Source organism: Lysinibacillus sp. LK3, assembly GCF_001043675.1.
Lineage (GTDB): Bacteria > Bacillota > Bacilli > Bacillales_A > Planococcaceae > Lysinibacillus > Lysinibacillus capsici.
In genome coordinates, this window is the sequence record NZ_LDUJ01000035.1 from 1 (window position 1) to 12,530 (window position 12,530).

General features: G+C 38.7%; 10 protein-coding genes. All 10 read left to right on the forward strand.

Annotated features, from left to right (window positions below; genetic code table 11):
- The first annotated feature begins 88 nt into the window (after window positions 1-88).
- The 10 genes from VK91_RS20950 (at window position 89) to VK91_RS20995 (ending at window position 12,435) form a co-directional block, all read left to right on the forward strand.
- Window positions 89-943: a class II fructose-bisphosphate aldolase gene (locus tag VK91_RS20950; protein WP_048395593.1), complete on the forward strand. Its 855-nt coding sequence runs from the start codon at window positions 89-91 to the stop codon at window positions 941-943.
- Window positions 944-1,092: 149 nt separating this feature from the next.
- Window positions 1,093-1,743 carry a fructose-6-phosphate aldolase gene (gene fsa, locus VK91_RS20955; protein ID WP_004269447.1) on the forward strand — a complete coding sequence of 217 codons (651 nt, stop codon included), beginning with the start codon at window positions 1,093-1,095 and terminating at the stop codon, window positions 1,741-1,743.
- 62 nt (window positions 1,744-1,805) lie between these two features.
- Entirely contained in the window at window positions 1,806-3,092 is a 1,287-nt protein-coding gene (locus VK91_RS20960) for a UDP-N-acetylglucosamine 1-carboxyvinyltransferase (RefSeq protein WP_048395599.1), read from the forward strand.
- A gap of 94 nt (window positions 3,093-3,186) precedes the next feature.
- The gene (glpX, locus tag VK91_RS20965; RefSeq protein WP_004269449.1) at window positions 3,187-4,143 is read left to right on the forward strand and encodes a class II fructose-bisphosphatase; all 957 of its coding nucleotides are present in this window, start codon (window positions 3,187-3,189) and stop codon (window positions 4,141-4,143) included.
- Window positions 4,144-4,366: 223 nt separating this feature from the next.
- Window positions 4,367-5,650, forward strand: coding sequence for a transcription termination factor Rho (rho, locus tag VK91_RS20970; RefSeq protein ID WP_016992739.1), 1,284 nt, complete (start codon window positions 4,367-4,369; stop codon window positions 5,648-5,650).
- Window positions 5,651-5,784: 134 nt separating this feature from the next.
- A complete protein-coding gene (locus VK91_RS20975) occupies window positions 5,785-7,686 on the forward strand; it encodes an AraC family transcriptional regulator (protein WP_048395604.1) in 1,902 nt (633 codons plus the stop codon).
- Window positions 7,687-7,762: 76 nt separating this feature from the next.
- Window positions 7,763-9,487: an ABC transporter ATP-binding protein gene (locus VK91_RS20980; RefSeq protein ID WP_048395605.1), complete on the forward strand. Its 1,725-nt coding sequence runs from the start codon at window positions 7,763-7,765 to the stop codon at window positions 9,485-9,487.
- A gap of 37 nt (window positions 9,488-9,524) precedes the next feature.
- A complete protein-coding gene (locus VK91_RS20985) occupies window positions 9,525-10,319 on the forward strand; it encodes an ABC transporter ATP-binding protein (protein ID WP_048395606.1) in 795 nt (264 codons plus the stop codon).
- Window positions 10,320-10,351: 32 nt separating this feature from the next.
- Entirely contained in the window at window positions 10,352-11,404 is a 1,053-nt protein-coding gene (locus tag VK91_RS20990) for an iron ABC transporter permease (RefSeq protein ID WP_048395607.1), read from the forward strand.
- Window positions 11,401-12,435 (forward strand): iron ABC transporter permease, encoded by a 1,035-nt coding sequence (locus VK91_RS20995; protein ID WP_009371943.1) that lies wholly within the window; start codon window positions 11,401-11,403, stop codon window positions 12,433-12,435. The genes VK91_RS20990 and VK91_RS20995 overlap by 4 nt, the downstream gene beginning before the upstream one ends.
- Window positions 12,436-12,530: the final 95 nt, after the last annotated feature.

Below are 12,530 nucleotides of genomic sequence, written 5' to 3' on the forward strand. Positions count from 1 at the left end.
GCCCCTGCTTTTCAGGGGCTATTATTTTTGCTATGATTGAGGAGCATGTTTATGTAGAAAGAATAGTCCTATGAGGAGGATTTTTAGTATGGCATTAGTATCTATGAAAGAGATGTTAATTAAAGCAAAAGCAGAAGGTTATGCTGTTGGTCAATTCAACATTAATAACCTTGAATGGACTCAAGCAATTTTACAAGCAGCTGAAGAAGAAAAGTCTCCAGTGATTCTTGGTGTTTCTGAAGGTGCAGGTAAATATATGGGCGGATTTATTTCTGTTGTTCATATGGTAAAAGGTTTAATGGAATCTTACGGTACTACAGTTCCTGTAGCAATTCACCTTGACCATGGTTCTAGCTTTGCAAAATGTAAAGAAGCAATTGATGCAGGCTTTACTTCCGTGATGATTGATGCATCACATCACCCATTTGAGGAAAATGTGAAAATTACTTCAGAAGTAGTAGAATACGCACATGCTAAAGGCGTTTCTGTGGAAGCAGAATTAGGGACAGTTGGTGGAGATGAAGATGGCGTAATCGGTGGTATTATTTACGCTGATCCAGAAGAATGTCGCAAAATGGTTGAACTAACTGACATTGACTGCTTAGCGCCAGCACTTGGCTCTGTACATGGTCCTTACAAAGGAGAGCCAAACTTAGGCTTTAAAGAAATGGAGGAAATCTCTAAATTGGCAAACCTTCCACTTGTTTTACATGGTGGTACAGGTATCCCAACAAAAGATATCCAACGTTCTATTTCGTTAGGTACGGCTAAAATTAACGTCAATACTGAAAATCAAATTGAAGCAACAAAAGTAATTCGTGAAATTCTGGACAACGACAAAGTTGTTTACGACCCACGTAAATTCCTTGGTCCAGCACGTGAAGCCATCAAAGCTACGGTTATTGGTAAAATTCGTGAATTTGGAAGTGCACAAAAAGCATAATTTTTGCATTTAATATGTTACAAAAGCATAGATAAATACACATAATAAGAGAAGTGTTGATGCTTTCAATCGACCTTCTCTTGTTTTTGAAATAAAGAAATTTTGGAAAATATTTAATAATATAAGAAAAATGATCAGGAGGAAATAATATGAAATTTTTCATTGATACAGCAAACTTTGAAGAGATTAAAGAGGCACATGCATGGGGTATTTTATCAGGAGTAACGACAAACCCATCGTTAGTGGCTAAAGAAGAGAATGTTTCTTTCCATGATCGTCTTCGCGAAATCGCTGAGCTTGTTGATGGCTCTGTAAGTGGGGAAGTTATTGCACTTGATGCAGAAGGTATGATTAAAGAAGGTTTGGAATTAGCTGCGATTGCGCCAAACATCACAGTAAAGCTTCCTATGACACCAGCTGGATTAGAGGCATGTCGATTCTTTGCAAACAAAGGAATTAAAACAAACGTGACATTAATTTTTAGTGCTAACCAAGCATTAATGGCTGCGCGTGCAGGTGCTACATACGTATCACCATTTATCGGCCGTTTAGATGACATTGGTCAAAATGGTGTTGAGTTAATTGAAACAATTGCAGATATTTTTACAATCCATAATATCGATACACAAATTATCGCTGCCTCTGTCCGTCACCCGCAACACGTTACAGCAGCGGCTTTAGCAGGTGCACATATTTCAACTACTCCGTTTAAAGTATTAAAGCAGCTTTTCCACCATCCATTAACTGAAAAAGGAATTGAAGGATTTTTAGCGGATTGGAATAAGAGAAAAGGCGAATAATAAGATTATAAAGTGTGCAAATTGCAAAAATACTACTTTCCAATCATGAGGGAGAACGCAAAATGGATGTTTATAAAATTACTGGCGAAAATCGTCTACAAGGTACAATTAAAGTTAGTGGCGCAAAAAATAGTGCAGTCGCCTTAATTCCTGCATCAATTTTGGCGAACTCTCCAGTGACTATTGGAGGGATACCCGAAATTTCAGATGCTTGGACGTTAAAGGCTCTATTAGAGGAAATTGGTGGAGAAGTTTCATTTGAGAATGGGAAAATGACAATCGATCCAACAGAGATGATTGCATTGCCCTTACCAAACGGCAACGTTAAAAAGTTACGTGCTTCTTATTATTTAATGGGGGCTATGCTTGGACGTTTCAAAAAAGCAGTTATTGGTTTACCTGGAGGCTGTTTTTTAGGACCTCGACCTATTGATCAACATATAAAGGGCTTTGAGGCTTTAGGAGCTAAAATTACTAATGAACACGGAGCCATTTATTTACGTGCAGATGAATTGATAGGGGCAAAAATTTATTTAGATGTGGCAAGTGTTGGGGCTACGATTAATATCATGCTTGCTGCTGTCCTTGCTAAGGGACGTACTGTCATTGAAAATGCTGCAAAAGAACCTGAGATAATTGATGTGGCGACACTTCTAACAAATATGGGTGCCAATATTAAAGGTGCAGGTACAAGTGTCATTCGTATCGAAGGCGTAGAAGAGCTACATGGTACTGAACATACGATTATACCTGATCGCATTGAGGCCTCTACATTTTTGATTATGGCTGCAGCAGTTGGTGATGGTATAACAATCGATAACGTTATTCCACTTCACTTAGAAGCAATTATCGCCAAGCTTCGTGAAATGGGTGTGAAAATTGAGATTGGTGAAGAAAGTATTTATGTACCAAAAACAGACCTCTCAACATTACAGGCAGTGGATGTCAAAACATTGGTATACCCTGGATTCCCAACGGATATTCAACAACCGCTTGCCGTGTTAATGTCACAAGCATTCGGTTCCTCAAAAGTAACAGATACTATTTACACAGCTCGTTTCAAGCATATTGATGAGCTTCGTCGTATGAATGCAGATGCTCGTGTAGAAGGAAACACAGCAATTATTAAAGGGCCAAGTAGATTACATGGCTCAACTGTCACAGCAACAGATCTTCGTGCTGGAGCAGCTTTAGTGTTAGCTGGACTCTTAGCAGAAGGAGAAACTGAGATTCAGGACATCTATCATATCGAACGTGGTTATAGCTCACTTATTGAGAAATTACGTGATTTAGGCGCTGATATTCGACGTGAAACAATTGTGGCACGTGTAGCTGAGACAAAGGAATAATGAGAGCTAAAAGTTTTCAACCAATTATGTTACAATAGAGGTAATTTGAATGTTTTGGCACGAAAAGGTGCCCATAACGGGAGGCAAAGCAACAATGGAACGTAGTTTATCGATGGAAGTAGTACGAGTAACAGAAGCAGCAGCAATCGCATCCGGGAAATGGATGGGGCGCGGTTTGAAAATTGAGGCAGACGATGCAGCAACAACAGCGATGCGCAAAATGTTCGATACAATTCCAATGCATGCTACAGTAGTAATTGGTGAAGGCGAAATGGATGAAGCACCAATGCTTTATATTGGTGAAGAACTTGGTTTACGAAATGGTGGTCCTAAAGTAGATATTGCAGTAGATCCTTTAGAAGGTACAAACATTGTAGCAAAAGGTACAAATGGTGCTATGACAGTTCTTGCTATTGCAGATAAAGGGAATCTGTTAAATGCACCAGATATGTACATGGAGAAAATTGCTGTAGGACCAGAAGCGGCGGGCAAAGTGGATATCAATGCTTCCGTCACTTATAACTTATTACAAGTAGCAAAAGCTAAAAATAAAGATATTTCTGATGTTGTAGCTACTCTTTTAGATCGACCACGTCACCAAGCGATTGTTGATGAAATTCGTGAGGCTGGTGCACGTATTAAATTTATCCAAGATGGCGATGTTGGTGCAGCAATCAATACCGCTTTTGATGAAACAGGCATTGATATTATGTTTGGAACAGGTGGTGCACCTGAGGGTGTTATAGCAGCAGTAGCTTTAAAATGCCTTGGTGGTGACTTCCAAGCAAAACTAGTACCAGAAGATGAAGAGCAATTAGAACGCTGCACAAAAATGGGTGTGGATGTTGAAAAAGTTCTTTATTTAGATGACCTAGTAAAAGGTGACGATGCTATTTTTGCAGCGACAGCAGTAACAGATTGCGAGCTTTTAAAGGGTGTTCAATATAAAGGTGCTTATGCCTTAACTCATTCAGTAGTTATGCGTGCTAAATCTGGTACGGTTCGCTTTGTTGAAGGCCGTCACGCTCTTGAGAAAAAACCTAGATATTAATGTTATTTTCTTCTAAAATATACCTAGTACATCTATTGTGCTAGGTACCTTCTTCTTTAAATAACCATCCCATATTTTTAAGGCAATGTTTAGTTATATGGTGGAAATATTTCAATAGATATTATTAAAGGCAACCATATAAGCGTTAGCAGAGCCAATCGTAAACTTCAATGATAACCCCATTAAATTGAATTATATTTTGAAAAAGACTGGAGTTGTGCATATGTCTGCATTGACAATCGCTCAATTAGAAAACATGACGTTAAAAGAGCTTTACGCCCTTGCACGCCAATATAAAATTTCTTATTATAGCAAGCTAACGAAAAAAGAATTGATATTTGCTATTTTGAAAACGCGTTCAGAGCAAGAGGGCTATTTCTTTATGGAAGGCGTACTAGAAATTGTTTCGCAAGAGGGCTTCGGCTTCCTTCGACCAATCAACTACTCACCAAGTAAAGAAGATATTTATATTTCTGCATCCCAAATCCGTCGCTTTGATTTGCGTAATGGGGACAAGGTGTCAGGAAAGGTGCGTCCACCGAAGGAAAATGAGCGCTATTATGGCCTATTACAAGTAGATGCTGTCAATGGCGAAGATCCTGAAGTAGCGAAAGAACGAGTTCATTTCCCAGCACTAACACCTTTATATCCAAATCGACAAATTAAACTAGAAACAACACAACGCAATTTATCCACACGTATAATGGATTTAGTGGCACCAGTAGGCTTTGGACAACGTGGATTAATTGTAGCTCCGCCAAAGGCAGGGAAAACGTCTTTATTAAAAGAGATTGCGAACGCTATTACAACCAATCATCCGCAAGCGGAGTTAATTGTCCTATTGATTGATGAACGACCTGAGGAAGTGACAGATATTGAACGTTCTGTCAATGCAGATGTTGTCAGCTCAACATTTGATGAAGTACCTGAGAACCACGTCAAAGTGGCTGAAATAGTATTAGAGCGCGCACGACGTTTAGTGGAACATAAACGTGATGTAATTATTTTAATGGACTCTATTACACGTTTAGCTCGTGCTTATAACTTAGTAATTCCACCAAGTGGACGTACACTATCTGGTGGTATTGATCCTGCTGCATTCCATAGACCGAAACGTTTCTTTGGTTCGGCTCGTAATATTGAAGAAGGCGGTAGTTTAACAATTTTAGCGACGGCTTTAGTAGATACAGGTTCTCGTATGGATGAAGTTATCTATGAAGAATTTAAGGGAACAGGGAACTTAGAGCTTCATCTTGATCGTCAGTTAGCGGAACGCCGTATATTCCCTGCGCTTGACATTCGTCGTTCGGGTACACGTAAAGAAGAGCTTCTTCTGGAACCAGAACAACTTGAAAAGCTATGGGCAATTCGTAAAACGTTTTCTGATGCACCTGATTTTGCAGAGCGCTTCCTGAAAAAAATACGTACAACAAAATCAAATGAAGAATTTTTTGAAAAGCTAAACGAAGATATGAAAAAAGCAACAAAGGGTAAGGGACTTTTATAAAGGGCATCACCATTGACAATCAAATTGTCAGTGGTGATTTTTTTTTGTATATGTTTATTTTATAAATGTATATTGAAATTGATAATCATTATCAATATAATGGTAAGTAAATATGTGTTCTGAAGGAGACGAAGATGAATTATGATGCCTATATGCTTCTTTGGCAAAATGCATTTATCCAGTTGAAGCAAATCGATTACATAAATAAATCAGACATTCATGTGTCAAAGGTTTTAACATATAGCTCGTTTCTTATTGTCACAGCAGGCGGTGCACAGATTGTCATTGATGATCAATCTTATCATGTGCAGCGCTTCAGTATTTTTCATCTAGGTAAATCTCAATCTCTTCACATTAGGGCACAGCAGAGTGTTAGCTATTTTCTCATTAGCTATAAAGGAGATGTCATGTACAAAGATGCCTTTATGCAGCATTTGCACATGCACTATCAACCATTCCAAACACATTTCTCTTGTGTACCCGCAAATCCGATAGTCATTCACAGCATCCTTCAGGATATGTATAGCAAATGGCAATCTGGCTCTATACAGGAGCATTTATCTGTAAGGGCATCCTTCTATGAGCTTATCTATCATGTCTTTCGAGAATTAGCAGAAGGACAAGGGAAACCACATGAAATTGATAAGGCAGAAGCCGCACGATTATTTATAAAGCAACACATTCATCAACCATTATCTATCCAGACATTAGCAGATATGCTTCAGATTAGTACACGACATTTATTACGCATTTTTAAAGCTCGCTATGAAATAGGTCCACAAATATATTTACAACAATTGAGAATAGAGCAGGCTAAGCAGTATTTATTAACCAATCAATATGGCATAAAAGAAATTGCCATATCTCTTGGGTTTGAAGATGAATATTATTTTAGCCGTGCTTTTAAAAAAGCAACAAAACTGGCTCCAAGTAGCTTTAGGCTGAAATATGCATCTAATATGTCCGAAATTGCCATTACAAATGAGAATCATTTTCAATACAATAATAATCAGCTCGCGCAAGCAAAACGATTTGAGAATGGAGAAAATGAAATCATGATGAAGAAGATGATTCACCATATAAAGCTACCTTTTTTATTAAGCCTGTTCGTTTTACTGGCAGCGTGTAATGAAGAGACAAGCCAATCTAAGGTTGATGAACCAACTTCGCCCGAGAAGGCAGAGACTAGAACCGTAACAGATGATAGTGGACGCGAAGTAGAAATTCCAATGCAGGCAGAGAGAGTCGTAACTGATTGGTATCTGGGGCAAATTTTAGCGTTAGATGTTGTACCAGTTGGAGGCGTAACGGCTAACCTTGATTATGCTGCTTTCTTAAAGCAACACTATAAGGATGGTGAAATTACGAATATTGGTACAGATGGTAAGGTGTCATTAGAAAAAGTTTTAGAGTTAAAGCCAGACTTGATTATTACTTGGAATATTGAAGATGTAGCGAAATATGAAAAAATTGCCCCGACAATTGTCTTCGCTGAAGATGCACATCAATCAGCGATTGAGGAGATTAAGGCAATGGGGAATTACTTAGGAAGACAAGAAGAGGCTAAGGCCTTTACAAAAGAATTTGAAGATCGGATCGTAAAAGCTAAAGAAAAAATCATGGATGTGATTCCAGAGGGAGCCACATTTACTATTTATGAAATGTTTGAAAAAAATGCAACGATTGTAGGGCAATCAAGTGTATCGGGCGGTAGAGCGCTCTATCAAATTTTGGGCATGAAACCTCAAGAAAAGGTGCAGGAGATTTTTGTTACAAAGGAAGCAAGTAATGGACGCTATGAGATTTCCTATGAGGTAGTAGGTAACTATGTAGGTGACTATAACTTCATGATTAATTTCTTTAACAAAGATGGCCAGTTGCCAGCAACATGGACAAACTTAGATGTCGTTAAAAGTAATCAAGTATTAGAGCTTCCATCTGAATATTATTTTGCTTCTGATCCGCTTTCTGGCTTACACCAAGCTGAAGAACTAGCTGACAAAATAGTTGAATTTACAAAGGCTCATCAACAATAACTGAGATAACAGGAGAGCTATTGTAGATAGCTCATTTATAGATACGTAAAACGAGATCACGATAGGAGGCTACACCATGTTATTACGGCGATTTTTTTCATATTATAAGCCCTATAAAGGCTTATTTATTTTAGATTTTAGCTGTGCCATATTAGTGGCACTAATAGAGCTTGCGTTTCCAATTGTTTTAAATAAAGTAATTGATGATATTCTGCCAGATGGGGAATTGAAATGGATTATTATGGCGAGTTTATTGCTGTTTGGATTATATATTTTTAACTCCATTCTTCATTTTATCGTTTCATATTGGGGACATATGCTGGGCATTAATATTGAGACGGATATGAGAAAAGAATCCTTCAGCCATGTACAAAAGCTATCCTTTAGATATTTTGATAACAACAAAACAGGGCATCTTGTTTCTCGTTTAACAAATGATTTGATGGATATTGGTGAACTTGCTCACCATGGTCCAGAGGATATCTTTATTGCAGCGATGACGATTATTGGAACATTTGGTGTCATGTACTATATTGATCCAACCTTTACGATTCTTATTTTCTTACTTGTTCCGATTATCTTAATCTTAACCATTATTTTCGGGAAATTAATGTCCAAGGCATTCCGTCAAATGTTTGGAGATATTGCAGATTTTAATGCACGTGTTGAAAACAATGTAAGTGGTATTCGTGTTGTACAAGCTTTTACAAATGAAGATCATGAGATTAAACGCTTTAAAGTAAATAATGAAAGATTCCGTATGACAAAGCTGTTTTCCTATAAAGTAATGGCTTGGAATGAAGCTATTTCAGGCATACTCACGAAGGTATTATCACTCTTTACTTTATTTGTTGGGGCTTATTTTGTATTAAATGGGCATTTAACAAATGGCGATTTTATCGCATTTATTTTACTTTCAGGTATTCTCTTAGGCCCAATTAACAAAATCAATATGTTTATAGAAAGCTATCCTAAGGGCATGGCAGGATTTAGGCGCTATATTGAATTCCTCGAAACGGAGCCCGAAATTGCGGACCGTCCAGAAGCGAAAACAATCGATGAAATTGATGGTGAAATTACTTTTTCTAATGTATCGTTTGGCTACGCTGCCAATAATCGTGCCTTACATCAAATTAATTTAAAGGTACGTCCTGGTGAAACGGTTGCCTTAGTAGGCCCTTCTGGTGCAGGGAAATCTACGATCTGTAGCCTATTGCCACGTTTTTATGAGGTGAATGAGGGTTCCATTAAGATTGATGGTGTTGATATACGAGACTTTAAACTGCAATCTTTACGTTCGCATATCGGGATTGTCCAGCAAGATGTCTTTTTATTCGATGGTACCATTCGTGAAAACATAGCCTATGGTGATTTAAATGCCAGTGAAGAAGATATTTGGTATGCCGCACAACGAGCACAACTGACGGATGTAATCAATGCTTTACCAGAAGGCATGGATACTCTCATAGGTGAACGTGGTGTCAAATTATCAGGTGGACAAAAACAAAGATTATCAATTGCGCGTATTTTCTTGAAAAATCCAAAAATCTTAATACTAGATGAAGCAACATCTGCATTGGATACAGAAACAGAACAAGCTATCCAGCAAGCCTTAAACGAGCTTTCTATCGGTCGTACTACATTAGTGATTGCCCACCGTTTAGCAACGATTAAGGATGCAGACAGAATTGTTGTGGTATCGAAAAAGGGCATTATTGAAGAAGGCACACATGAGCAATTAATGGAACGTCAAAATGCTTACTATGGCTTGTATACAGCCCAATTTGGTTTACAAATTTAAAAGTAAAAGCATTCTCAAAAGTGAAAGGAAGTTAAAGATGTCAGTACTTGAAATAGATCATGTTGCGATTGGTTACTCTTCAGCGCTCATCGTCAATGATTTAAGTGTGGAGATTCCAAAAGGGGAGATCTCCACGATTATTGGTCCAAATGGTTGTGGCAAGTCTACTTTATTAAAGGCTGTAGCACGTGTATTACGCACACAAAATGGAGCTGTCTATTTAGATGGCAAAGCTATACATCAATTAAAAACAAAAGAAGTGGCCAAAAGAATGGCTATTTTACCTCAAACAGCAACAGCACCAGGAGGATTAACGGTTTTTGAACTGGTATCCTATGGTCGTTTTCCTCATCAAGTAGGGTTTGGTACATTGCAAAAGGAAGACTATGAATATATCCATTGGGCTATTGATGTTACGGGGCTAAGAGAATTTAGTGATCGACCAATCGAAGCATTATCAGGTGGTCAGCGTCAGAGAGTATGGATTGCTATGGCATTGGCGCAAGGCACGGATATTTTAGTACTGGATGAACCAACAACTTATTTAGATTTAGCACATCAGCTCGATATTTTATTGTTGCTACAAAAATTAAATAAGGAAGAAGGACGAACAATTATCATGGTTTTACATGATTTAAACCATGCATCACGGTTCTCTCATTTTATGATGGCCATGAGAGACGGCAATTTAATGGTGAATGGCAGTCCAAAAGAAGTGATGACAAAAGAAAATTTACAAAGGGTATTTAATATCGATGCAGAAATGGCTGTATGTCCCTATAGTGAAAATCCAATCTGCCTATCTTATCAGTTGTACGATATGAAAAAATAAAAGCTAGTTGGAAGTTATGAGGAGGAAATAAAATGACTACGTCGACAGGAGTAGGAGAGCTCCACGATTTAGAAGAGCTACAGAAGCGATCTCATCCGATCCGTGGAGTAGTGGCTTTAATCGTAGGAGTAATTGGATTAATAGTTGCCATTGGCTTATCAATTTCTTTTGGTGCAGCAGATATTTCATTGGGTACTGTTTGGACAGCTGTTACCCATTTTTCACCAGAATTAACAACACATCAAATTATCCATGATATTCGCTTACCACGGGTACTTGGAGCAGCATTAGTCGGTGCAAGCTTTGCGGTAGCGGGTGCGATTATGCAGGGGATGACACGTAACCCTTTAGCAGACTCAGGGTTATTAGGCTTGAACTCAGGAGCTGCCTTTATGTTAGCCGTATGTTTTGCCTTCTTCCCTGGGTTGCCTTATATGTATTTAATTTTATGGTCCTTTGTAGGTGCAGGTCTTGGTGTGGCCATCGTTTATGGTATTGGCTCGCTTTCTAAAGGTGGCTTAACACCTATGCGACTAGTTTTAGCAGGAGCTGCTGTTAGTGCGTTACTTGGGGCGCTCGGAGAAGGAATTGCTCTTTATTTTCGTATTGGACAAGACCTCGCATTTTGGTATGCGGGTGGGGTTTCAGGCACAAAATGGAGCCATCTACAAATCTTATCTCCATGGATACTTGTTGCGATGATAGGAGCCCTTATCCTATCACGCTCCATCACCGTACTGAGCTTAGGTGAAGAAATTGCAGTCGGGCTAGGGCAACGTACTGCTATGGTAAAAGTATGGGGAATGATCATTGTTTTAGTTTTAGCGGGTGCAGCAGTTTCTGTTGTCGGTGCGGTTGGTTTTGTAGGGTTAATTATCCCTCATTTAACCAGATACATAGTTGGTCATGATTATCGCTGGATCATTGCTTGTTCCTTGGTATATGGAGCATTGCTTGTTGTGTTAGCTGATTTAGTAGCACGTGTTATTAATCCACCTTATGAAACACCCATTGGTGCGCTCATAGCCTTTATTGGAGTACCATTCTTCCTTTATTTAGCTCGAAAAGGAGGGAAAGAACTATGAGTAACAGCTATTTAACACCAAGTCAGCTAAAGGCGAAAAGGAAACATTTTTCCATCCTTGCTACGCTCATTGTGTTAATTGTTATTACCTTTGTCATAAGTATGAATACAGGTGTCATTAAACTGACACCAATGGAGGTTCTTCGGACTCTTTTTGGTCAAGGTGATGCACAACAGCAGCTTATCTTATATGAATTCAGACTTCCAAGAATTGTGATTGCTGTATTAGTAGGTATGGGGTTAGCTATATCAGGCGCTATTTTACAGGGCATTTCTAAAAATGCCTTAGCAGACCCAGGAATCTTAGGGATTAATGCAGGAGCAGGACTAGCGGTTATGCTCTATGTGTCATTTTTTCCAACTACGAAAGCAGCACCTGTTTATTTACTGCCTATACTGGCTTTTGTAGGAGCAGGTTTGACAGCTGTACTGATTTATTCACTTTCTTATCGACGCCATGAGGGGATTACACCAATGCGTTTAATCTTAACTGGGGTAGCTGTGGCAGCAGGGATTAGCTCGGCTATGATTGTGCTAACACTACGTCTATCGCCAGAGAATTATCAATTTGTAGCAACATGGCTAGCGGGTAGCATTTGGGGCTCAAATTGGAGATTTGTTCTGTCGTTATTACCATGGTTAGTTATCTTATTGCCATTCGTCTATTCAAAATCACGTGTATTAAACATATTGAATTTAGGCGAATTAACAGCAGTAGGACTAGGTGCCTCGATAGAAAAAGAGCGACGCTGGTTGTTGGCTGCTGCTGTTGGTTTGGCTGGAGCTAGTGTTTCAGTAAGTGGTGGAATTGGTTTCGTTGGCCTTGTTGCGCCACACTTAGCTCGACAGCTAGTTGGGGCTAAACACCAGTTTTTATTGCCAACCGCAGCTTTATTAGGAGGTTTTTTAGTGTTAATGGCTGATACAATCGGTCGTTCCATTTTAGAACCTTCAGAAATTCCAGCAGGGATTGTGGTAGCAGTTTTAGGAGCACCTTATTTCTTGTATTTACTAGCACGATTAAAAGAGTAAATAGCACTCTTTCCTTTGTGTGTGAATAGTATTGCCATGAGGGGAAAGAATAGACGGTTATTAGATTAATTCTTGTCAAACAATTTACGTTTGAA

Bases quoted from the DNA above. Each gene is read 5' to 3' on its own strand.
- VK91_RS20980 (WP_048395605.1), top strand. From the start codon at position 7,763: ATGTTATTACGGCGATTTTTTTCATATTATAAGCCCTATAAAGGCTTA.
- rho (WP_016992739.1), top strand. From the start codon at position 4,367: ATGTCTGCATTGACAATCGCTCAATTAGAAAACATGACGTTAAAAGAG.
- VK91_RS20985 (WP_048395606.1), top strand. From the start codon at position 9,525: ATGTCAGTACTTGAAATAGATCATGTTGCGATTGGTTACTCTTCAGCG.
- VK91_RS20995 (WP_009371943.1), top strand. From the start codon at position 11,401: ATGAGTAACAGCTATTTAACACCAAGTCAGCTAAAGGCGAAAAGGAAA.
- VK91_RS20950 (WP_048395593.1), top strand. From the start codon at position 89: ATGGCATTAGTATCTATGAAAGAGATGTTAATTAAAGCAAAAGCAGAA.
- VK91_RS20975 (WP_048395604.1), top strand. From the start codon at position 5,785: ATGAATTATGATGCCTATATGCTTCTTTGGCAAAATGCATTTATCCAG.
- VK91_RS20990 (WP_048395607.1), top strand. From the start codon at position 10,352: ATGACTACGTCGACAGGAGTAGGAGAGCTCCACGATTTAGAAGAGCTA.
- fsa (WP_004269447.1), top strand. From the start codon at position 1,093: ATGAAATTTTTCATTGATACAGCAAACTTTGAAGAGATTAAAGAGGCA.
- glpX (WP_004269449.1), top strand. From the start codon at position 3,187: ATGGAACGTAGTTTATCGATGGAAGTAGTACGAGTAACAGAAGCAGCA.
- VK91_RS20960 (WP_048395599.1), top strand. From the start codon at position 1,806: ATGGATGTTTATAAAATTACTGGCGAAAATCGTCTACAAGGTACAATT.